Genomic DNA, 21,351 nt, shown 5'->3' with positions numbered 1-21,351 from the left:
ATTAATGATAGCTAATTTGATAGGGATTCGCAAAGGAGAAAAAGAAATATTGATTTCCAATGTCTCAATTATGACAAACCATTCTGACGTACTATACATGATTTCGTGCCTTTCTAGAGAATTAAGGGGGTTTTATCAGTGTTTTTTGTAACAAAGCTGTTATAAAAATGTTATTTTATTTCGGCTATGAAAGCGTTCCAAACATGAAAAGACTCCGCTTTTTAGCAGAGTCTCAGAACGATGCGAGGGTTTGTCGACATCTGAAACGCCGCTTTCTTCAAGCGGAGTCTTTCAGATTATGCCCTTTCCCGGCTGTTACTTTGTTCGTTTTGTGTGCCCTCCGGCTGTTTTTTGCCTGACATGAACCAGCCGCAAACCGCAATTGCCGCTAAGACAACCCAGAATATCAGCTTCCATGTTCCAGAATGGATAAAGTGCTCGGAAACAATTGCGATGTCGTGATGGGCAAGTGTGTATAAAGCGAGTTTCACTCCGACCCAGCCGACAATGACAAAGGCTGCCGTTTCTAGGCTTGGACGTTCCTTTAATAACTTAACAAACATTGAAGCCGCAAACCGCATGATCACCAGGCCAATGATTCCACCGGCCAATATGACGAGAAATTGTCCCCCGTCAAGTCCGCCGATCTTCGGAAGTGAAGTTGCAGGAAGCGTAACCGCCAGCGCTACCGCCGCTAAGATAGAATCAACCGCAAACGCGATATCTGCCAATTCAACTTTTAAAACAGTCGGCCAAAAACCGCTTTGCTTCGCCTCTTTATGTGTGTCTTCTTTTTTAAATACGTATCTTTTCAATAAGTGGCTGATTGAGATATACAACAAGTAGATCGCGCCAATCGCTTGAACCTGCCATACGTTGACCAAAAAAGAAATGGCGAATAAAGAGCCAAACCGCAGAACAAAAGCTCCTGCCAATCCATAAAATAAAGCCTTTTTTCTTTTTTCCTCCGGCAAATGTTTTACCATTACCGCCATCACTAACGCGTTATCAGCGGCCAAAATACCTTCCAGCCCGATCAAGACGAGAAGAACCCAACCATACTCCAATAATAATGCTGCATCCATAAGTGATACCCTCCCCAAAAAGTTGTTTTCTTTCTCTTCATCCGATCTTATGACGGCCGGTCCATGCAAAAAAGACCTTTGCCGACATAAGGCAAAGGTCTTGCTAGACATGAATGAAGGCATGCCAACAAAGCCGATGGATCTCACAATCCATGAAATGACGACTTTGTTTCCGGAACACAATCCGGACGCTACTCCCCTTTGGGATTTCAAGAAATATGATTTTATACGTCAATGATATGCGCAGCGCGATGATTTGTCAACGCTTATTTTTTAAAAATACAGATAAGTCTTCGGCGTGCACGCGTTTTTTCCTCTTTTTGATCAGCAAGTAGGCCACGAACAAAGCCAAAATGGCGATCCCGATCGGAAGCATGTATTGATCGAGAATAGAGCCGACTTCCTTCCAATTTTCACCGAGCTTCACACCGAGGTACACATATACAAATGTAATGGGCAGCATGGCGATGAAAGTGTAAATCGAAAACACCCAAACGTTCATTTTTGCAATGCCGCACGGTATGGAGATCAATGTGCGGATGCCTGGCAAGAAACGGCCGCTAAAGGCCACAAAGCCCCCGTGTTTTTTAAAAAATTCATCCGACTTATCGAGGGCTTCAGGCTTAATGAAGAGGTACTTCCCGAAACGCTCAAGAAACGGCCTCCCGCCGTATCGGCCTATCCAATATAGCGTGAGCGGGCCGGCCACTCCTCCGAGAGATCCTGCCAAAACAGCGCCGGCAAGCGTCATATCCCCTTTAGACACCCAATAACCCGCAAGCGGCAGGACGATTTCAGCAGGGATAAACTCAATACAGAGCGCCAGAAATATTCCAAAATAAGATAAGCTTTTAAATGCTTCTATCCAAGACATAACCAGTTCTTCGATATCCATCACTTCCCTTTTTTCATCTTTATGTATCATACATTTTGTTTTTTCGGAAAACGTCAACATGATTTTAACACATATTTCACGGTCAGCTGAACTAAAAAAAGATCTCTTTCAATTTCTATGATCTCAAAGGCTGTAACTCTGCCGTTAAACAGCCGATAATAATGAGAGTCAACAAGACTGGAACAACGGGGGGAATCTCCATTTGGAAATACACGTATCGTATAATATAACACTCATATGTTTATCAATTCTAATTGCCTGTGCCGCAGCGTATATTTCCCTTGAACTGTCAAGGAAAGTCACCATTCATACAGGTTTAAAAAGTAAGATCTGGCTGATTGGCGGCTCACTTATTATGGGATTCGGTATTTGGTCAATGCATTTTGTCGGGATGATGGCCGTCGATATCGACATGCCGATCCAATATGAATTCATGCCTTTAATTGCGTCCATTGGCGCAGCTGTTTCCGGATCATTTGTGTCCCTCTATTTTGTCAGCCGGCACATTCTTACATATTATAGACTGCTTACCGGGTCAGTTGTGCTTGGCGCGTCTATTGCATCTATGCATTATATCGGAATGTCTGCCATTTCCCGGGTAATGATTACGTACGAACCGCTTCTTTTTACAGCATCCATTCTGATTGCGATTGCGGCCTCTTTCGTCTCGTTAAAAATATTCTTTGACTTGGCCATGAAAAAACATTCTGATCACCTTATGATCTATAAAGTCATCAGTTCGATTGTAATGGGGATAGGCATTTCAGGCATGCAATATACAGGGATGCTTGCGGCAACTTTCCGTTTGGATATGGCACCGCCCGGAAGCCATATGGAAATCCATACGTTTCATTGGTCGATTTTTGTTGCGTTAATTATTTTCTGTATTCAAACGCTATTGTTATTCAGTTCCCATGCCGATCGAAAGTTTATTAAACAAAGCGAACGCATAAAGGATAATGAACAGAGATTTGAGTCTTTGATCGTCCATAATATTGACGCCATCTTTATTTTATCATTAGAAGGTGAGATTATATCCTCTAATCACGCTGGCGAGGACATGATCAGAAAATTTGGATTCAACATGAAAAATTGGAAAGATTATACTTCAGAGAAATTCAAACAACTTTTTGAGCAGGTCAAACTAGATAAACAAGCCATCAACAGTGACAGCGAACTAATCACTGAAAAAGGCCAGTTTCACTTAAATATTACGCTCATACCCGTTGAAGTTCATCAAGAGCTGGACAGCATTTATGTCATTTGCAAAGATATGACAAAGCAGTATAGGGCAGAAAAAGAAATCCATAGAATGGCTCATTACGATTCACTTACAGATTTACCAAACAGACGGCATGCCATCTCTCACTTAACAGAGGTGCTGAATCGCGAGCATACCTTGGATTATAACACCGTTGTCTTCTTTCTAGACTTAAATCGATTTAAAGTGATAAACGATGCGTTAGGACATAATGTCGGTGATCAGCTGCTTCAGATGACAGCTAAACGCCTGTCATCTGTTGTACCTGATAATGGGTTTATCGCCCGTCTCGGCGGTGATGAATTTATTATTATATTGACTGACGCCAATACCGGAACAGGCGAAGCGGATAGTGTAGCAAGAAAAATAATCCAAAAATTCAAAAAACCTTTTAAGATTCAGGAGCATACACTTATTACATCTGTCAGTATCGGAATTGCGATATCACCGAAAGATGGGACGAACGGTCTTGAATTGATGAAAAAAGCCGATATGGCGATGTATGCCGCCAAAGAGCGAAACAAAAGCAAATACAGATTCTATTCTTTTTCAATCGGCAACAAAGAAACGGGCAAGCTTAACCAAGAGATGGAGCTCAGAGAGGCAATAGAAAACGATCGATTTATCTTGCATTATCAGCCGCAATTCAGTGCAAAAAACCAAAAAATGACGGGTGCTGAGGCGCTGATACGCCTTGTCACACCTGACGGACAGCTGCGTCCTCCCGGAGAATTCATCGGCGTTGCTGAAGAAACGGGTCTCATTATTGATATCGGAAAGTGGATTATAGATGAAGCATGCAAGCAGGCAAGAGCCTGGTATGAGAAAGGCTTTGATCTTTCTGTCGCCATTAATATTTCCGCCAGACAGTTTCAATCCGAAGAACTGATTCCTCTGATCAAGGATACGCTTGATAAATACCAGCTCCCGCCGCAGCTTCTGGAAGTGGAAGTGACAGAAAGCATGACAATGGACAATCTCGATCACTCCAAGAAGGTGTTGTCGTCTTTAACGGAATTAGGCATCAGGATCAGCATTGACGATTTCGGAACAGGGCACAGCTCCCTTAGCTATTTAAAGGACTTTCCGATACACAGGCTTAAAATTGACAAATCGTTTATCGACGATATTCAGACCCATCCGAAATCAGAGCAAATTACCGGGGCGATTATTGCCATGGGACATCAGCTGTCTTTGCAGGTGATTGCTGAAGGCGTGGAAAACTCAGCCCAAAAACAGCTTCTTTACGAAAAAGGCTGTGACCATTTACAGGGCTTCTTTTTCAGCAGGCCGATACCGCCGGAACAACTCGAACAATTAATTCTCGAACAGCCGCCGCTTTCATAGCGACGGCTGTTTTTTTACCCATAAGTTACTACACATGAATCGTTCTCCACCTCTTCACACTAAAGAAAAAAAGGGGTTTATCGATATGCATACAATGTGGAAGGGATCGATCAGTTTCGGATTAGTAAACATCCCAATCAAGCTTTATGCGGCCACAGAAGATAAAGACATCAAGCTGCGCAGCCTCCATAAGGAGGATCACGCACCCATCAAATACGAAAAAATTTGCACGAATTGCGACAAAACACTCGATCCTGATGAAATTGTGAAAGGATATGAATATGTAAAAGGAAAATATGTTGTGCTGACGGACGAAGATCTAAAAAGCTTAAAGCAGGAGCATGAGGAAAAAGCGGTTGAAATTGTTGACTTTGTTCAGCTTCAGGACATTGATCCGATTTATTTTAACCGCTCCTACTTTGTCGGACCCGGAGATAACGGCACGAAAGCCTATACCCTTCTCCGTGAAGCGCTGCGTTCAACCGGAAAGATCGGCATCGCCAATATGACAATCAGATCGAAGCAGCAGCTAGCCATTCTCCGCGTTTATGAAAATTGTATCGTAATGGAGTCTATCCATTATCCTGATGAGGTCAGAAGCGCGGTCCATGTCCCGGGTGTACCGGATCAATCGAATGTAAATGATAAGGAGCTGCAAACCGCGATCACATTAATAGATGAACTGACAGCTGAGTTTGAGCCGGAGAAATACGAGGATACGTACAGGCAAGCGCTGCTGCAAAGAGTCAACGACAAGCTCGAAAATAAGGAAACAGCCGTCACACCTGACAAAGCGCCTCCTCGTGAAGATGTCATTGATCTGGTCAGCGCCCTGCAAGCAAGCATCGACAGAACAAGAAAGCCGAACCGGGAAAAACCGGCAGCAGAACCCGCACAATCTGCTGAACCGAAAGGAGCCGGAGATAAAAAACAAAAAACGACTAGAAAAAAAGCCTCCGGCACGTCATAGCCCATGGCGTTCACCATGCAGCCCGTCCTTACTTCGTCACCGCCAATCGGAGCAGAATGGCACTACGAAATAAAATATGACGGGTACCGCTGTATTCTCAGCATCCATTCAGCAGGTGTGACCTTAACCAGCAGAAATGGCTTGGCGCTTACCAGTACCTTCCCTGAAATCACGCAATTCGCCAAAACCGCCTTTCAGCATATGGAAAAAGACCTTCCGCTGACACTAGATGGCGAAATCGTATGTTTGGTGAACCCTTGCCGTTCAGATTTTGAGCACATTCAAGTACGGGGGCGTTTGAAAAGACCGGATAAGATCCAAGAAGCGGCCAATGCGCGGCCGTGCTGCTTTCTCGCCTTTGATTTGATAGAGCGCCGCGGAGAGGATATATCGTCTCTTTCGTATCTGGATCGAAAAAAATCGCTGTATAGCCTGATGGCCGCCGCAAAGCTTCCTGCATCTCCAGACCCTTATGCAAAGGAAGCTATTCAGTACATCCCCTCCTGCGACCATTTTGAATCGACCTGGGAGAAGGTTGTGAAATATGACGGAGAAGGAATTGTAGCGAAGAAAACAAACAGCAAATGGCTTGAAAAGAAGCGGTCATCCGATTGGCTTAAATATAAAAACTTTAAACAAGCTTACGTTTGCATAACAGGGTTTAACCCCAATAATGGATTTTTGACGGTGTCAGTGCTAAAACACGGCGTAATGACACCGATTGCCTCTGTCTCGCACGGAATGCGTGATGAGGAAAAAAACGCCATACGCGAGATTATGGAACAGCATGGACATCGATCATCAACAGGCGAATTTACGCTTGAACCATCGATTTGCGCAACCGTTCAATACTTAACGATTCTCCAGGGCACATTAAGGGAGGTATCGTTTGTCGGTTTTGAATTTCAAATGGATTGGAGCGAATGCACGTATGCCCAAGTCATACGCCATTCCAAAACCGTCCATCCGAAGCTTCAGTTCACAAGCCTGGATAAAATCATATTTGAAAAGAATAAAAAAACAAAGGAAGATTTTATTCAGTACATGATTGAAGTCAGTGACTACCTGTTCCCATTTCTGAAAGACCGTGCCGTCACCGTCATCCGCTATCCGCATGGATCTGGGAGCGAATCGTTTTTTCAAAAAAACAAACCGGACTATGCGCCGGATTTTGTTCAATCTTTCTATGACGGAAGCCATGAACATATCGTCTGCGAGGATATGTCCACTTTATTATGGCTTGCCAACCAGCTTGCTTTGGAGTTTCATGTTCCCTTTCAAACCATTAAAAGCAGGCGTCCGGCTGAAATTGTCATTGATTTGGACCCGCCCTCACGAGAGGACTTTCTTATGGCCGTGCAGGCTGCGAATGAACTGAAGCGGCTGTTTGACTCCTTCGGTATCACATCATACCCGAAGCTGTCCGGCAACAAGGGCATCCAGCTTTATATTCCCTTGTCCCCTGAGACATTTACGTATAAAGAAACACGCCAATTCACACAGCTGGTGGCAGCGTACTGCACAAATGCATTTCCCGAGCTATTTACCACCGAACGCCTGATCAAAAACAGGCACGGCAAATTGTACCTTGATTACTTGCAGCACGCTGAAGGAAAAACGATTATTTGTCCTTATTCGACAAGAGGAAACGAGCTTGGCACTGTCGCAGCCCCGCTCTATTGGCACGAGGTCCAAACCTCCTTAATACCTTCTATGTTTACAATTGATACCGTCGTCGAACGGATTAGAAAGCAGGGCTGCCCTTTTTTTGATTTTTACCGCAATCCGCAAGACGAACCTCTTAGCGCGATTTTACATCAGTTGAAAAAACAAAGCTGACTCACGTTCGAGCAGGGACGCCAGCCAGTATCATGAGGTTTGTCAACATGCGAAAGAGCTGACGATATAAGTCAGCTCTTTTTCGTTCAACTGTACTTTTTTTCTAGCCTCTCTTTTTCTTGACGCTGAAGCGGGCTCAGCGGCTCATTATACAAATCGATATCAATCGCATATTTCGGCCGCCTTTTCACTTCGGAAAAAATGGTTCCGATATACTCTCCGATGATCCCGATTCCCATTAATTGCAGTCCGCCCAAAAACCAAATGGAAATAATGAGCGACGCCCAGCCTGCGTTTGTATGGCCGAGCAGCTTTTGTATAAAGGCACCGACTCCCGCCACAGCGCTGAGGAGAAATAAAACAAAACCTAAAAGCGTAAAAAAGCGTATCGGCGCGACACTGAATGATGTAATCCCGTTAAAAGCGAATGAGAGCATTTTTTTCAGCGGATACTTCGTTTTTCCGGCAAAGCGCTCCTTCCGGTCATACAAGACTTCGGCTGATCTAAAGCCGATCATGGGAACAATGCCTCTTAAAAACAGATTCGCTTCCGGATAGCGTGCAAGCTCTTCAAGCGATCTTTTATTCATTAAACGAAAATCAGCATGATTATAAATTAATTTAATTCCAAGCTTATTCATGAGGCGATAAAATCCTAAAGCGGTCGTCCGCTTGAAAAAGGTATCGGTTTTTCTGCTGCGGCGGACACCGTAAACGATCTCGCACCCCTCATGAAACTTTAATATAAAATCCCGGATAACAGAAATGTCGTCCTGCAGATCAGCATCAATCGAAATCACGCAGTCAGATTTGTTCTTCGCTTTATGCAGTCCGGCTAAAAGCGCTCTTTGGTGCCCGACATTGCAGGCTAATTTTAAGCCCGTAATCTTCTTGTTTTTTATGCTCTCCATGGCAATCAAAGCCCAAGTGCGGTCTTTGCTGCCATCATCGACAAACAGGATTTTACTGTCTTCAGCGATTAATGTTTCTTCAATTAATCCGTCTATAACCCCTGTCAGCTGACGGCAGGTCTCTTGAAACACTTCCTCTTCATTGAAACACGGAACGACGATGGTTAACACTGGCTGTGGCTGTGGCTGTTTCAATCGATATCCTCCTTATTTTGTTTCATATAAATAAATGCGCCAGGCCGAATCTTTATGGTCAAACGTCTTTACCAGCGCGAGATGGTTTTGATCAGCATTCATGATCGGAACGGCAGAAAAAATGTAACGCCCGCCCATTTTTTTAAATACAGCTGTATTTAATTGAAGATGATTGATCGTTTTGTTCGAGTTCTTTTTAAAATCGTATCGTTTCCCGAGCTCATCGACAAAAAGGTAGCAACGGCTTCCCCATTCATCAAAATATTGTTTCAGCCGAGCGTTTTTTTCAAGCTCTTTTTCAATGATTTGCCTAAATTGATATTTATATGAAAGCGGATACAGGTTGTTATACGTATCTAATGTGTAAAACCCGTTATATTGGGCGATAGACGGATGCAATCCAATGCTCGCCACCCTGTATGAATCTTGCGGACGCCCGATATACTCCTTAATCTCCTTGAATTGCTCAGATGCATAAAACTCCCGGAATGTCGGCGCGTTGTAGTGGACGCCATACGTATATTCTTCATTAAAAGGCGCCAACACCATCAGCTGTGCAGCGACTGCACCGTGCACAAGCCATTTCCACCCTCTCCCCATCCGCCAAATAAGGTATAAAGCAAGCGCAAAGCTCACGTATATGACAAGCGGCCGCAGAAAATGAAAACGGGCAAAATTAAATTCAGCTAAAAAGGCAAATTTCTGCTTTGGCACCGCCCATATTTTGTTGAACCAAAACGCATACCATAAAGACAGGCCGTAATTTAGCCCACATAAAAACAGATAAACATTTTCCAGCTTTGTCCGATTTCGCTTGAACAGTATAGCTGCGAAAACAATCAGCAGAATCGGGAGGATGACAACGGTATGAACGGTCATCACATGATTATGGCCGTAGACAAAGTTTTTCACGGATAGACGAAGTGAATGCCATACATCATGCCGGGATGAGATAAATTCAAGCCGATGCATCGGCGCGTGGGAGAACAGCATCGAGTACACGAGCCGATATTCAACGAAAAGATAAATACTCGTCATAAATGCAATACTGCCTAAAAACATCAAATTCCATCTTCTTTTTGTGATGGCATCATATAGCCAAAAGCACGCCATTCCTGCCAAGAAAAAGAAGAAACCTAAAACAAAGCTTGAGTATAAAGGAAGCAAACCGAGCGTCAGCCACTCTCTCCACGAGATATCACCTTTTCGGATATTCAAAAAAGCCCACAGTGCCAAAGGATATCCAAGCGTACTCAGCATTCCAGAAGGCCAAAAAGGTGTTAAGGCAAATGCCAGCGATACGCCTATTCGGATAAAAGCCGCTTTTGGCTCCGGAATCACATGTTTCTTCAGCAATACATACATTCCAAAAAAAGCGACGACCCTCGTAATCGTCTGGCTTATCGCATAGGCGGTCATGGAAGAAAAGAAAGCGTGCAGCCAAACAATTCCGCTCCACTCAGTGCCAAAAGCATCTCTCGGCAGCCCGTTAATAATTTGCGGAATGGCAGCGTCAATCTTGCCGACGATTTCTCCGCTGTCTGCCAAAACCTTGTACCAAGCGATATTGGAATCTAAATTATCGTGGACGCGAATATGGGCATCTTCCTTTAAAATAAAAAGCGGTGATACATACAGCAAAAGGAGAAATAATGCGATCCAGAGATAATATGTTTCTTTTTTGTGTTGTCTCATCAATCGTAACATCGCTTACACATCCATTTGTTATTCTGACTCCATATCCGGCATGTTCTGCCTCATGTGTCAAAATTTATTATCCCTTTTCCCTTCCAAAACATTCATCAGAAGACAATCCGTTTTCACCCCGTCTGTTACCCATTAATTCCCGCTATCTTTAAGGTACGACCACTTACTATACTGATAGAAGGGAGGGGATATACGTTGTTTACAATCTTACTTTCATTGGCCATAATACTCGTATCTGTGCCATTTATATATAGAGCGAACCGCAATACAAAAGATGTGAAGGTCAACACCATTTCAATTGATCAAAAAGACGGCCTTCCAGCCAGAAAAAAATTGAATATCCTTCATTTATCAGATTTTCACTTAGAAAACATTTCTGTTTCACCTGAAGAGCTATATCGCTTAACAAAGAATCAGCCTGTGGATATCATTGCGCTTACCGGAGATTTTCTAGATCGGAAACGCAATATTCCGAAGCTGGCGGGTTATTTACATGCATTGCAAAAGCTGAAGCCTGCATATGGAATGTACGCGGTGTTCGGCAACCATGATTATGTATTGAAAGATAAGGACTTTCAGAGATTGAAGCGTGTTTTAGAGGAAAACGGCTGTATCACGCTTCAAAATGAACATGTTCAAATCGAGACGGCTGCAGGGCCTGTCAATATTATCGGCATTGATGATTACAGCACGAAACGCAGTAATATTACCGGCTCTTATCAAAATCTAGAAAATGGCTATCAGCTCGTATTAACACATGACCCAAACATTATTCTGGATATGAAAGATGTTCATTTTGATTACCTGCTATCAGGCCATTTCCACGGCGGGCAAATTCATTGGCCAAAACCGTATCATTTGGTGAAAATGGGCAAGCTCGTGCGCATGAACATGATTAAAGGCCTTCATTATCACAATGATAGACCGTTTTATATCAGCGAAGGCTTGGGACAAACCGGTGTGAATATCCGTGTCGGAAGCCGCCCCGAAGTGACATTTCATCAGATTTAATCAGAAAAGACTGTGCTGACCAAAGCATCAGTCTTTTTTTTGGTAAGTGTTCTCAAGCTTTTCTTTTGAGATAAACAAATAGGATGAATTCGGTATTTGCCGCAAGCTTGCTGGCCTTGACGTTAAATATAAAATTGGCAGATGGGTCATCTTTTTAAAGCATCTGTAAAAGGGGTTGACCGGAGGAACCACGTCAAAGCCGAGTCTTTCCACGCCTTTGTCAAGCATCGTAATCCCAATGATTCCTTTGATTTTCTCTCTTTTTTTATGATTGTTGATGTAATCCAAAAGAATCGGCATCGATTGATATACTTTTTGATAGATAATGATTCCCTTTCTGACGGCGCTCTCAATGCTTTGCAGCTCTCTGGCCAGCTTAATGTTGTGCAGGTGGATTTTTACGAGCACATCATTTTTCTGATATGCGTTCCGTCGCTCAGCACGACATGATGCCCTTTGTACTTCGTCAACCTGACCCGAAAGACGCTTTTTCGATCTTTGTCAATCAAGGTTAATCTTGAAAAAAAGAAATAAATCGGATCAATCACTCTCCAAATGGAAAGGAGACAGGTTTTCATCTCTTCACTTCCTTATGATCAAATACACCCTTATATTTTGTGACCATTCTCCCCAAAATATAGTTGCCATATTTTTTAGGAGGACCATCATGAAAAACATTCTCATTTTTCCTTTTTTAAGCATTTCCACCGGGCACCACCATGTTGCAGATGCCCTTCAGGCTGAACTGGATTCTCAAGGATTCGCATCTGAGAAAATGGATATCTTTTCACACACATATAGACGATTAGAAAAATTGACCTCTGGGGCGTATTTAAAATGGATTCAGCACTTCCCGAAAACGTACAGCGGCATTTACAGGCTCCTCGCCTGCGGCCAATATCAGATTGACAAACGCTATACCATGTACGAATGGCTGTTCACACAACAAATGAGACACATCCTTAATGAAAAGCAGCCTGATATCGCCTTTTGCACACATGCGCTGCCTTCCTATCTGCTGAATCGGCTAAAGCCTGAATATCCGGATATGACGGTTGTGAATGTATATACCGATTTTTTTGTGAATCAATTATGGGGACGAGAGAACATTGATTACCATTTTGCTCCGAGTATTGATATCAAGATGCAGCTCATGTCTGAAGGAATCGATCAAAAAAACATATTCATGACTGGCATTCCCGTTCACCGGATGTTTGAAAGAGGATCAGATGACACCTGTCAGCATCATCCTCCATATACCATCATCATCACAGGCGGCAGTATGGGAGTCGGGGGTATTTTGAAATGGGTTCAGGATCTGTCGCCAGGCGGAAATATCTTATACAAAATATTATGCGGCCGGAACGAAAAGCTCTACAGCTATGTCAAAAGTTTACGCCACCCTTTGATTGAGGCCATTCCCTACCTTCACAGCAAAGCAGAGATGAACCGTTTATACGAACAGGCTTCAGGCATTATGACAAAACCTGGGGGCGTGACCATCAGCGAATGCTTACAGAAACGGCTTCCTGTCTTTATTTATCATGCGCTGCCAGGCCAGGAGGAAATGAATGTGAACCTTCTAAAAAAACGGAAGCTTGTCACAGATATGAGGAATTGGAACATGCAGCAAGCGGAAGAACGTATTGAGGCATTTTTTCAATCGAATGAACAGGTGAAAGAATATGAAAAACATGTCAATGAATATCTCGGCGAAATCTCTGATCGGAAGATAGAAGATGTGTTAAAAAGGCTTATAAGAAACAAAAAACACTCCCTGACACAGAGAGTGTAACTAGTTAACGAAATAGCAAATGCTGGCTGTGAATGCCTGCTTTCTTCAGCAGGTCGATCAGCTGGTCCTGTTCATCAGGCGATAGGCCTGAAAACGCTCTCGCAATACGCAGTGCATGAATCGGATAAATTTTATCCAAATACTCATTTCCCTTGTCAGTTAAATGCGCGTAAACAGAGCGTTTATCTTTCGGGTCCTGCTCCCTGACTAAAAACCCGTTTCTTTCTAATTTGTCAATGACATATGTGACGTTTCCGCTCACTAGCAGAAGTCTCGACCCAATTTGCTGTAATTTTTGCGGGCCTCTTGTGTAGAGAAGCTCCAATACAGCAAATTCAGTCGGATTAAAGCCATGCTCTTTGCTGTCACGGATACTATGTTCAGACACACTTTTGAAAGCCCTTGCAAAAACTCTGTACAAATTCATCGCACGCTCAACTTCTTCTTCGTTAAACGATAATCTCATCATATCTACCTCGTATATAGGATTTTTATAAAAAAATAATGAAAACCCTTACATATAATAAGAGTTCAGTCCCTTACTATATGTATTCGCTATCATTCGAGAAATTCCTTCTAAAAGCAAAAAATCCTTATACATTATCTTGTATAAGGATATTTTTTGTGATTTGGAATGCTGCGAAAAAAATACGCATATTCCTTCCGCAGTTCGGAAATCGTCATTTTGTTCATGACTTCTTTATTATAAACTCCAATTTGAAAGAGTTTTTCAGAATAGTGGCTTCTTTCTTTTTCTAAAGCGGATTTTAATAAATTGCTCATAGCGTCCTCCTTCATTATGAGGTATCCTATACACAAGATACTCTTTTTACATGAACGTGGTATGAATCTAATGTAAAGAATTTATGATGACGAAGATTGTCGGTAATGTCCGTTTTGAACTGATCTTAATAATTGTAGAGCATGCTCTCCGGCAAGCTGCATAAACGTCTCCAGCATTTGATCACGCTTGATATCCAACTCTATAATTTCTCTTGCCAGTGAGACCGCTTTTTCTTCCTCCATGATTATCCTTCCTCCTCAGTCATTCATTACATAAAGGATAAAACGCGCTTGGGTGTGACGCATTATTCTTGTTAATTTTTCTTCCGTATTTTTTCAAAAATCTTCTATTTGATGTTAGAAAATATGACAAGCGTCAGGTTTTTTCTCATTGTTTTTTATATACTATTATCAAAAGACAGCCAGGGGTGGAAAAATGACCACAGAAGATCATTCTTATAAAGACAAAAAAGTGATTTCAATCGGGATTGTGAGTGAATTGACAGGATTGTCCGTAAGACAGATCAGGTATTATGAGGAACGAAAGCTCATTTATCCTCAGCGTTCTTCAAGGGGAACGAGAAAATATTCTTTTGCCGATGTGGAGCGGCTGATGGATATTGCCAATAAACGTGAAGACGGCGTTCAGACGGCTGAGATTTTAAAGGATATGCGGAAAAAAGAGCAAATGGTAAAAAACGATCCGCAAGTGCGGAAAAAAATGCTGGAGGGGCAGCTTAATGCGCACTTTCGGTACAAAAACCGTTAAATGACAAAAGTCCGACTCACAATTGAGACGGACTTTTGTCATTTATAATGAGTGTATAAATGCAGTGGCAATGCCAAAATAAATTAATAAAGACAAAATATCGTTTAACGTTGTAATCAGCGGTCCTGAAGCGATAGCCGGGTCTACCTTCAGCTTGTGCAAAATAATTGGGATAATGGTTCCTGACATTGTGCCGATAATTAAAGTGAAGAACAGTGAAGAAGCGACAACAAATCCCAGCAGCGCGTTCCCCTGCCATAAGACGGAAACTATTGCAATCAGCACTGAACAAACCGCTCCGATATAAATACTGGTTCTGAATTCACGGAAGATCAGGCGCACAATCGTTTTTTTGTTCAATTCTTCTTTAGACAACCCTCGGATGACAACCGCGAGAGATTGTGTCCCCGTATTTCCTGTCATCCCTGACACCATCGGCATGAAAAACGCCAGCGCGACAACCTGCTGCAGCGCATCTTCAAAATAACTAATAATGCTTCCGGAAATCAGCCCGATAAACAAGAGCAAAATCAGCCATGGCAAGCGCCGGTATGCCGCCACATACGCCTTTGTGTCAAAGGTGATGTCTTTACCGGAAGCGGCAAACTTTTCGTAATCTTCATCAGCTTCCCGTATGACAACATCGATAATATCATCTACTGTTACAATGCCGACAAGCACGTTGTTTTCTTCCACAACCGGAATCGCCAAGAAATCGTACCGTTCAATCAGGCGGGCAACCTCTTCCTGATCCTGAAGAGCGTCTGCAGATATGACACGGGTAAACATTAAATCCTGCACCTTTTCTTCAGGTTCGCCCAGAATCAAATCGCGGTAGGATAGCACGCCCACCAGCTGTTTGCTTTCATTGATGACATATAGGTAGTTGATCGATTCAGCGATTTCGGCAAAGCTTTTCAATTTGACGACCGCGTCTTTCACCGTGTAATGCTGAGGAATCCACACAAACCGGTTTGTCATCATGCGTCCCGCTGACTCGGCTGGATAATTCATCAAAAGCTGAACAGCTTTGGACTCTGACGCTTCCATGCTGGACAAAAGCTGTTCCTTTAGTTCTTCGTTCATTTCTTCAAGCAATTGCGCGAGGTCATCGTTGTCCATTTTGTTCATCGCAAGTGTTGCTTTTGTTTTTCCGACTTTATTTAAGACGGCAAGCTGATACTCGCGTTCCAGCTCCCCGATCATATCAGTGATATCATCTACAGTTAAATAAGATAAATAGCGGGCGCGGTGTTTTTCCGGCATTTCTTTGAAAATAAACGCCATATCATAGGGCTGAAGCTCATCAATAACGCTTCTGAAATCCCTAATCTTCCCGTCTCGCAATAAAATTATGATGCGTAAAATGAGTTCGTCATAGGTCATGTTTTGAACCATCGGGACTCGTACCTCCTCTACGGAGACGTGCCGGCCTCGCCTGAAGGTGCGGCAGATCGTCTCCTCACCGTGTGATCAATTGTCTTGCTGTCATAGTATATGGGTACTTCTTCAGATTGACTCGAATGGGGAGAATCCATACTCCGCACCTCCTTTTGATAAAATTCGTTTTCAAGGCATAAAAAAAGCCTTCGGGATTGAAGGAGAAAGAAGCACGGCAAAAAAGCGTGCGGGCGCCTTCAATCGTAGAGCTTTAGCACTGTATGGCATAGGATTTAATCATCCAGCTGCGTTAAAAATCACCTTATGTCGATGATTTCTGTTGACCCATTGGCGTCTTTGGACATTTTTGGGCAGCAGCGTATCTCCATACAGGAGCCTCACCTAACGAAGTTCTTAATTGAATTGACACACTGAGATTACAGAAAAAAACAAGCTATGTCAACTCAAAAAAGTAATTAATGCGCTTTCATCATAATAATGGAACAAAACAAGGGCCTAAGCCCTTATTCTGTTGTTTGCGTCTCATCGTCTTCTGAGAGCAAATGATATGTTTCATGAAGAAATAAAGCATATTCTCCTTCTTTTGTCGGATGAGGGACATATTCAGCCTGATTGATGTATTGCTCCTCTTTCTTTTCCATTTGTTTCGCCTCCTTTTCTGCTTAGATTGTCCAAACGAAGGTTTTCTTATCATGAAAAACCCCCGCTGCTAACGGGGGTTCCAGATTGTAGACAAAGTCCTAAAACGGTTTTTGTTTTAGGACTTTGTCATCTTTTCAGCGTGATTGAAAACCCTTGAAGTCTAGGAAGGACGAGCATTGGAGCGGAGTGAATGTTATGATTCGTGAGCACCAACGCGCAGGACTGACAACGAATGCGAGGGTTTGTCGACACGCTGAAACCCCCGCTGCTAACGGGGGTTCAAACTGTTGACAAAATCTAAAAATGTTTCCGCTGAGAACCCTTGATGTCTAGGAAGGAAGGACGAGTATGAAAGCGGACTTCACAGGATGTGATGACGGCGGTGTTTAGGCATGACGCTTAAGCATTTAGCCGCCGCTCCTTTCATACCACATGGGCACCGAAGCCAGTCCTGACAACGAATGCGAGGGTTTGCAGACACGCTGAATGATTAGTCGTCTATATCCTGCTTAACGATCCGTCCATCCTTTGCGGAAATGTCAAATTCCGTCTCAATGCCTTGTTTCGTTTGGATCTCAATTTCGTAGATGTAAGCGCCGTCGTCTTCGTCAAGCTTGCTTTCTGTTACGGTTCCATTTGTTTGCTTTAAGGCTATTTCTTCAGCTTCTTCTTTTGTGATGGAAACTTGTTCTGCTTTCTCCTTTAACGGGTCATTGAGCGCTTGTTTTGAATTGATGTCCACATAAACGTCGTAGTCTTCACCGTCTTTTTCAATCTCCACTTCATAGACTTCTCTGCCGTTGTAAATGTCTCTGTCAATGTCGTCCACTGTTCCGTCAACAACCGTGTGGGCAATTGATTCTGCTTCCTGTTCAGTAAGTGCTCCAAGATTTGCAGCGGCAGTCCGTGTATTTTCATTGTTTTCTTTCGCAAACGCGTTGTAGCTGAATCCGCCAGCCGCTAAACACCCTGCTAAAAGACCAACCATCCATCTTTTCTTAAGCATAATGATTCCTCCTTTGTTTAGATGAGTACAGTTTACATCCTCAACATGAAAGGAAAACGAGAGAAAGATGAGAATTTGATGAGAAACCGTCAGTCTTCATACACAATGTTCGCAACCTTTCCGGTGTAGGCATTAATTTTCACTGTCGCTTCTTTATGATCCGGAAGATCAACATCCACTTCAAAGATGAGAGTCCCCTCACTTTTTTCGAGATCTGCGTCATCTGCCGTCCCGCCCGTTTCCCGCTCTGCAATTGTTTTGGCTTCTTGTTTCGTTATCGGTGTTTTTTGCTGATCTTCACCGCTGATTCGATCAGCAGATACGACCGCCTTTGCCTGCATGTCTACCTTTACTTCGTATGTTTCTCCATTTTCTTTTTGAATGGTATAGGTGGCAACACGATTCTGTTGTGTTTGTTTTTTGACGATTCCCGGGACCCGCCCAAGCGCGAGATGCTCGGCTTCTTTTTCTGTCAAGACAGTTGGATTCATCGCTTTTACTCTGTTCATCGAAAGAACGTCAGCAGATGTTGCGTCAGCTTTTATAAAATAAGTGCCCTTTGGATTTTTAAGGGTCATGTCATATGTTTTTTTATCCTTTGATTGTGTTACTTTCGTAACCTCGCCTTCATAAGAGGCTTCGATTTTTTTTACGACATCCTCCTTTGACAGTACATCATCATGGATTTGCCGAATGATGAGAAACGTACAGATGATGACGGCTAAAACCGCTGCTGCCGCAACAGCTGCTGCTTTGATTGTTTTGTTCATCTGCCTCCCCCGTTCTGTTCTTTGAATTGCATAGTGACGGTTGTCCCTTCATCCGGATTGCTTTTGACAGACAGCCCAATGCCGTGTTCATCGGCGATTTGTTTGGCAATGGAAAGGCCTAAACCTGTTCCCCCTGTTTTTCTGTTCCGCGCCTCATCCGCCCGATAGAACCGTTCGAACAGATGCGGGATATGCTCCTCAGCTATTCCGATGCCTTCATCCCTTACTGACAGAAACGGAAGTCCATTCCTCGTTCCAGCTGACATCACAATAGGTTTTTCACTATACTTTATTGCATTATCGAGCAAAATGGTCAGCAGCTGCTTGATGCGTTCTTCATCAGCTTTTACAAACAGGCTTTTTTTATCTGTTTCAAGCAAAATATCCCGCTGATAGACAGGCTGGAGCGTTTGAATGACGGTGCGCGACACTTCAACCAGGTCGATTGTTTTCAAATCAAGATCAAGTCCTTCATGGCTTTTTGCCAGCGCCAGAAGCTGATTGGTCAGTTTTTTCATATGCAGCGCTTCTGAATAAATTGCTTCTATCGATTCTTCAAGCACTTCCGGCTTTTTTGCTCCCCAACGCTTCATCAGACTGCTGTAGCTTTCTATAATCGTGAGCGGAGTTTTCAGTTCGTGTGAAGCATCTTGAACGAACTGCTGCTGTTTATCGTAGTGCTCTTTCAGCATCATCGCCATCTCATTAAATGTCAGCCCCATCTGATATAGCTCGTCGTGAGACTGTCCTTCCAAGGAAATCGTTTTGAATGCTTTCTCCCGCTGTATATCTTTCATCGTCATCATTAATCGTCTGATCGGATTGATGATACGGCGAGCGAGCAAGCTGCCGGCAAAAGAAGAAGCGATACAAACAGCGGCACTTGCAGCGATTAAGATGATTTTCAGTAGAAACAGACTCTCTTCCGTGTTCTCCAGCCTTTCAACCAGCTGAAGAGATACCACTTGCCCATCAGCCCAAATCACCGGAACAGCAGCTTCAGCAAACAGTTTGCCGTCATGTTTCCTTACATCTGCCGTTTCCCCGCTGTGAAAAGAGAGTGGAAAATCTTTATACCCTTTTTCTTTTGTTATGGTCATGACAGCTTTTTGATCACCATTCACTACACGGACCATGCCGTTTGCTGGAAGGTAGGCCTGCAGCATGTCCTGCAAAGCCACTCCCTCTGTTTCAGCAGCATGCAGCGCTTCGGCAATGGTATCCGCCTCATCAGCAAGCCGAGCCGCATCCTTTGATGTCAGCCCGGACGAAAAAATGAGATAGACTGCCGTGTGGACCAAAATCAATAAAATCAACAGCGATATGGATGTATACAGATGAATTTTGGTCTTTAGCTTCATCGTTTACCCCTTAATGGCATAGCCGACCCCGCGAACAGTATGGATCAGCTGTTTTTCGTAAGGATAGTCCAGTTTTTTTCTGATGTATCTGATGTAGACATCGACCACATTTGTATCACCGATATAATCAAATCCCCATACTGTGTTTAAAATCTGCTCCCGTGTCAGCACTTGCTGCGGATGTTTCAGCATATAGACGAGCAAATCAAATTCACGCGGCGTTAATTCTACCTCTTTGTCTCCGCGTCTCACTTCACGGGTTTTTTCGTTCACCCGCAAGTCGTCATATGTAAGAAAGGTGCTGATACCTTCTGTTTTTGTTTCATTTTGGCGCAGCGCCGCCCTGATTCTCGCAAGCAATTCCTCAATTTCAAATGGCTTGGTGACATAATCGTTCGCTCCGATGTCCAATCCTGTTACCTTATCAGGTATACTGTCGCGCGCCGTTAATAAAATAACTGGTGTGTGCGAATCTGTTTTTCTTAAGCGGCGCAGCACTTCCAGGCCGCTAAGCCCCGGAAGCATGACATCAAGAAGCACCAAGGAGTACCCTCCTTCTATGGCCGCGTTCAGTCCTTCTGTGCCATTGTGTTTAACGGTGACGCCATATCCTTCATATTCCAATTCCAGCTGAAGCACTCTGGCGATTTTTTCCTCATCTTCCACAATTAATAGGTTCCCTTTTTCCAAATCCGACCATCCTCTCCTGTCCCAATATGAAAAAAATGATTTCTTTGTTTACAAAATGATTCTTATCATCTATTATGATGTCAACATAAAAAATTGTATACGGAAAGCACTAGGGGTGCTGTTTTTGGCTGAGATAAAGCGCGAGAGTACGCGCTTTGATCCCTTATGACCCGATCTGGATAATACCAGCGTGGGGAAGTGCAGGTTGACCGAATGGTGTATTTTTTTGTGCGCTTAATCGGTCTATGACTGCATATTCCCTTAGGATATGCAGTTTTTTATTTTACCAAAAAACAGGGGGTTAAAGAAATGGAACACATATGCGGCACAAGCAGAATCGCCGGTTTTCGGTTCTCTTTATATCCGATGTCGGATGATTTTATCAGTGTGATCAAGTCTGCGCTGAATAAAACCGACACATCTAAGGTTTGGGCGAAAACCGATCATATCAGCACAGTTCTGCGCGGTTCAATTGATCATGTATTCGACGTTGCCAAAGCCATTTACCTTTATACGGCAAATAGCGAAAAACACATCGTCATGAACGGGACGTTTTCCATCGGATGCCCGGGCGATACCAAAGGAGATACATATCTTTCCGCAGACGAGAAGCGTGTCAATGAAGAGGCTATCCGGAGCCTGAAAGCGGAAGCGCCATGCCAATTTGCCCTTTATCCGATGAATGAGCCGGATTACATGGGCTTAATCATGGAAGCTGTCGACATTGCGGAAGCAGAAGGCACCTTCGTACAGGGTGTCCATTACGCGAGTGAGCTTGACGGGGATGCGCATGACGTATTCAGGACATTGGAAGCCGTTTTCCGCATGGCTGAGCAACAAACAAACCATGTCACCATGACTGTGAATCTCTCAGCTAACAGTCCATCAAGAAAAAACCGAAAGCAGGGATAAA

General features: G+C 43.4%; 21 protein-coding genes, 1 pseudogene and 2 riboswitches. Of the genes and pseudogenes, 7 read left to right on the top strand and 15 right to left on the bottom strand.

Features of this window, described 5'->3' with window-relative positions; all coding sequences use genetic code 11:
- Positions 1-296: 296 nt before the first annotated feature.
- Complete coding sequence (locus M1D98_RS07130; RefSeq protein ID WP_420807427.1) at positions 297-1,085, bottom strand: TerC family protein; 789 nt, start codon at positions 1,083-1,085, stop codon at positions 297-299.
- Between the two features lie 259 nt (positions 1,086-1,344).
- The gene (locus M1D98_RS07125) at positions 1,345-2,010 is read right to left on the bottom strand and encodes a VTT domain-containing protein (RefSeq protein ID WP_435576747.1); all 666 of its coding nucleotides are present in this window, start codon (positions 2,008-2,010) and stop codon (positions 1,345-1,347) included.
- Between the two features lie 172 nt (positions 2,011-2,182).
- Here M1D98_RS07125 and M1D98_RS07120 point away from each other — a divergent pair, with 172 nt between their 5' ends.
- The 3 genes from M1D98_RS07120 (at position 2,183) to M1D98_RS07110 (ending at position 7,397) form a co-directional block, all read left to right on the top strand.
- Positions 2,183-4,588, top strand: a complete 2,406-nt coding sequence (locus M1D98_RS07120) for an EAL domain-containing protein (RefSeq protein ID WP_435576737.1) — start codon at positions 2,183-2,185, stop codon at positions 4,586-4,588.
- 85 nt (positions 4,589-4,673) lie between these two features.
- Positions 4,674-5,558 carry a non-homologous end joining protein Ku gene (ku, locus tag M1D98_RS07115; RefSeq protein ID WP_456280152.1) on the top strand — a complete coding sequence of 295 codons (885 nt, stop codon included), beginning with the start codon at positions 4,674-4,676 and terminating at the stop codon, positions 5,556-5,558.
- Between the two features lie 3 nt (positions 5,559-5,561).
- Positions 5,562-7,397, top strand: coding sequence for a DNA ligase D (locus tag M1D98_RS07110; protein ID WP_435576738.1), 1,836 nt, complete (start codon positions 5,562-5,564; stop codon positions 7,395-7,397).
- Positions 7,398-7,483: 86 nt separating this feature from the next.
- Here the strand turns inward: M1D98_RS07110 and M1D98_RS07105 are convergent, their stop codons facing one another.
- On the bottom strand, positions 7,484-8,503 hold the full coding sequence (locus M1D98_RS07105; RefSeq protein WP_121642438.1) for a glycosyltransferase family 2 protein: 1,020 nt from the start codon (positions 8,501-8,503) through the stop codon (positions 7,484-7,486).
- A gap of 12 nt (positions 8,504-8,515) precedes the next feature.
- Positions 8,516-10,210: a DUF6044 family protein gene (locus tag M1D98_RS07100; protein WP_121642437.1), complete on the bottom strand. Its 1,695-nt coding sequence runs from the start codon at positions 10,208-10,210 to the stop codon at positions 8,516-8,518.
- Positions 10,211-10,405: 195 nt separating this feature from the next.
- Between M1D98_RS07100 and M1D98_RS07095 the strand changes: the two genes are divergently transcribed.
- Positions 10,406-11,221 carry a metallophosphoesterase gene (locus M1D98_RS07095; protein WP_010330185.1) on the top strand — a complete coding sequence of 272 codons (816 nt, stop codon included), beginning with the start codon at positions 10,406-10,408 and terminating at the stop codon, positions 11,219-11,221.
- A 27-nt stretch (positions 11,222-11,248) separates the two neighbouring features.
- Here the strand turns inward: M1D98_RS07095 and M1D98_RS07090 are convergent.
- A pseudogene (locus M1D98_RS07090) lies at positions 11,249-11,799 on the bottom strand (YkoP family protein).
- 89 nt (positions 11,800-11,888) lie between these two features.
- Between M1D98_RS07090 and M1D98_RS07085 the strand changes: the two are divergent.
- Positions 11,889-13,016: an MGDG synthase family glycosyltransferase gene (locus M1D98_RS07085; RefSeq protein ID WP_121642436.1), complete on the top strand. Its 1,128-nt coding sequence runs from the start codon at positions 11,889-11,891 to the stop codon at positions 13,014-13,016.
- Between the two features lie 4 nt (positions 13,017-13,020).
- On the opposite strand, the gene M1D98_RS07080 is transcribed toward M1D98_RS07085, so the two are convergent.
- The 3 genes from M1D98_RS07080 to M1D98_RS07070 all read right to left on the bottom strand — a co-directional run bounded on the left by M1D98_RS07080 (position 13,021) and on the right by M1D98_RS07070 (position 14,042).
- Positions 13,021-13,485: a MarR family winged helix-turn-helix transcriptional regulator gene (locus tag M1D98_RS07080; RefSeq protein WP_014113553.1), complete on the bottom strand. Its 465-nt coding sequence runs from the start codon at positions 13,483-13,485 to the stop codon at positions 13,021-13,023.
- Positions 13,486-13,616: 131 nt separating this feature from the next.
- Positions 13,617-13,799, bottom strand: a complete 183-nt coding sequence (locus M1D98_RS07075) for a hypothetical protein (RefSeq protein ID WP_010330181.1) — start codon at positions 13,797-13,799, stop codon at positions 13,617-13,619.
- A gap of 81 nt (positions 13,800-13,880) precedes the next feature.
- A complete protein-coding gene (locus tag M1D98_RS07070) occupies positions 13,881-14,042 on the bottom strand; it encodes a hypothetical protein (protein ID WP_268559036.1) in 162 nt (53 codons plus the stop codon).
- 193 nt (positions 14,043-14,235) lie between these two features.
- Here M1D98_RS07070 and tnrA point away from each other — a divergent pair, with 193 nt between their 5' ends.
- The gene (gene tnrA, locus M1D98_RS07065) at positions 14,236-14,568 is read left to right on the top strand and encodes a MerR family transcriptional regulator TnrA (RefSeq protein ID WP_003239028.1); all 333 of its coding nucleotides are present in this window, start codon (positions 14,236-14,238) and stop codon (positions 14,566-14,568) included.
- Between the two features lie 42 nt (positions 14,569-14,610).
- On the opposite strand, the gene mgtE is transcribed toward tnrA, so the two are convergent.
- The 7 genes from mgtE to ykoG all read right to left on the bottom strand — a co-directional run bounded on the left by mgtE (position 14,611) and on the right by ykoG (position 20,438).
- A complete protein-coding gene (mgtE, locus tag M1D98_RS07060; RefSeq protein ID WP_456280151.1) occupies positions 14,611-15,966 on the bottom strand; it encodes a magnesium transporter in 1,356 nt (451 codons plus the stop codon).
- Positions 15,967-15,983: 17 nt separating this feature from the next.
- Positions 15,984-16,106 (bottom strand): hypothetical protein, encoded by a 123-nt coding sequence (locus M1D98_RS07055; RefSeq protein ID WP_268522815.1) that lies wholly within the window; start codon positions 16,104-16,106, stop codon positions 15,984-15,986.
- Positions 16,107-16,197: 91 nt separating this feature from the next.
- Positions 16,198-16,365, bottom strand: a riboswitch (M-box (ykoK) riboswitch).
- 107 nt (positions 16,366-16,472) lie between these two features.
- Positions 16,473-16,610, bottom strand: coding sequence for a transcriptional regulator SplA domain-containing protein (locus M1D98_RS07050; protein ID WP_003218541.1), 138 nt, complete (start codon positions 16,608-16,610; stop codon positions 16,473-16,475).
- Positions 16,611-17,101: 491 nt separating this feature from the next.
- On the bottom strand, positions 17,102-17,617 hold the full coding sequence (locus tag M1D98_RS07045; RefSeq protein ID WP_121642434.1) for a PepSY domain-containing protein: 516 nt from the start codon (positions 17,615-17,617) through the stop codon (positions 17,102-17,104).
- Positions 17,618-17,706: 89 nt separating this feature from the next.
- Positions 17,707-18,387 (bottom strand): PepSY domain-containing protein, encoded by a 681-nt coding sequence (locus M1D98_RS07040; RefSeq protein WP_268536188.1) that lies wholly within the window; start codon positions 18,385-18,387, stop codon positions 17,707-17,709.
- Positions 18,384-19,748 (bottom strand): ATP-binding protein, encoded by a 1,365-nt coding sequence (locus tag M1D98_RS07035; protein WP_456280150.1) that lies wholly within the window; start codon positions 19,746-19,748, stop codon positions 18,384-18,386. The genes M1D98_RS07040 and M1D98_RS07035 overlap by 4 nt, the downstream gene beginning before the upstream one ends.
- Positions 19,749-19,751: 3 nt before the next feature.
- Positions 19,752-20,438, bottom strand: coding sequence for a two-component system response regulator YkoG (ykoG, locus tag M1D98_RS07030; protein WP_010330480.1), 687 nt, complete (start codon positions 20,436-20,438; stop codon positions 19,752-19,754).
- A gap of 101 nt (positions 20,439-20,539) precedes the next feature.
- A riboswitch (TPP riboswitch) is annotated at positions 20,540-20,652 on the top strand.
- 95 nt (positions 20,653-20,747) lie between these two features.
- On the opposite strand from ykoG, the gene M1D98_RS07025 reads away from it, so the two are divergent.
- Positions 20,748-21,350 carry a Ykof family thiamine-binding protein gene (locus tag M1D98_RS07025; protein ID WP_456280149.1) on the top strand — a complete coding sequence of 201 codons (603 nt, stop codon included), beginning with the start codon at positions 20,748-20,750 and terminating at the stop codon, positions 21,348-21,350.
- Position 21,351: the final 1 nt, after the last annotated feature.

It is taken from the genome of Bacillus sp. K7, assembly GCF_053903245.1.
This window is presented reverse-complemented; position numbering and strand designations above follow the sequence as displayed.

What these genes read in the sequence shown, in the direction of transcription:
- M1D98_RS07130 (WP_420807427.1), bottom strand. Translation starts at nt 1,085, where the DNA reads ATGGATGCAGCATTATTATTGGAGTATGGTTGGGTTCTTCTCGTCTTG.
- M1D98_RS07110 (WP_435576738.1), top strand. Translation starts at nt 5,562, where the DNA reads ATGGCGTTCACCATGCAGCCCGTCCTTACTTCGTCACCGCCAATCGGA.
- M1D98_RS07055 (WP_268522815.1), bottom strand. Translation starts at nt 16,106, where the DNA reads ATGGATTCTCCCCATTCGAGTCAATCTGAAGAAGTACCCATATACTAT.
- M1D98_RS07100 (WP_121642437.1), bottom strand. Translation starts at nt 10,210, where the DNA reads ATGTTACGATTGATGAGACAACACAAAAAAGAAACATATTATCTCTGG.
- M1D98_RS07125 (WP_435576747.1), bottom strand. Translation starts at nt 2,010, where the DNA reads ATGATACATAAAGATGAAAAAAGGGAAGTGATGGATATCGAAGAACTG.
- M1D98_RS07070 (WP_268559036.1), bottom strand. Translation starts at nt 14,042, where the DNA reads ATGGAGGAAGAAAAAGCGGTCTCACTGGCAAGAGAAATTATAGAGTTG.
- M1D98_RS07045 (WP_121642434.1), bottom strand. Translation starts at nt 17,617, where the DNA reads ATGCTTAAGAAAAGATGGATGGTTGGTCTTTTAGCAGGGTGTTTAGCG.
- ku (WP_456280152.1), top strand. Translation starts at nt 4,674, where the DNA reads ATGCATACAATGTGGAAGGGATCGATCAGTTTCGGATTAGTAAACATC.
- M1D98_RS07080 (WP_014113553.1), bottom strand. Translation starts at nt 13,485, where the DNA reads ATGATGAGATTATCGTTTAACGAAGAAGAAGTTGAGCGTGCGATGAAT.
- M1D98_RS07025 (WP_456280149.1), top strand. Translation starts at nt 20,748, where the DNA reads ATGGAACACATATGCGGCACAAGCAGAATCGCCGGTTTTCGGTTCTCT.
- M1D98_RS07075 (WP_010330181.1), bottom strand. Translation starts at nt 13,799, where the DNA reads ATGAGCAATTTATTAAAATCCGCTTTAGAAAAAGAAAGAAGCCACTAT.
- mgtE (WP_456280151.1), bottom strand. Translation starts at nt 15,966, where the DNA reads ATGGTTCAAAACATGACCTATGACGAACTCATTTTACGCATCATAATT.
- M1D98_RS07040 (WP_268536188.1), bottom strand. Translation starts at nt 18,387, where the DNA reads ATGAACAAAACAATCAAAGCAGCAGCTGTTGCGGCAGCAGCGGTTTTA.
- M1D98_RS07050 (WP_003218541.1), bottom strand. Translation starts at nt 16,610, where the DNA reads ATGGAAAAGAAAGAGGAGCAATACATCAATCAGGCTGAATATGTCCCT.
- tnrA (WP_003239028.1), top strand. Translation starts at nt 14,236, where the DNA reads ATGACCACAGAAGATCATTCTTATAAAGACAAAAAAGTGATTTCAATC.
- M1D98_RS07035 (WP_456280150.1), bottom strand. Translation starts at nt 19,748, where the DNA reads ATGAAGCTAAAGACCAAAATTCATCTGTATACATCCATATCGCTGTTG.
- M1D98_RS07085 (WP_121642436.1), top strand. Translation starts at nt 11,889, where the DNA reads ATGAAAAACATTCTCATTTTTCCTTTTTTAAGCATTTCCACCGGGCAC.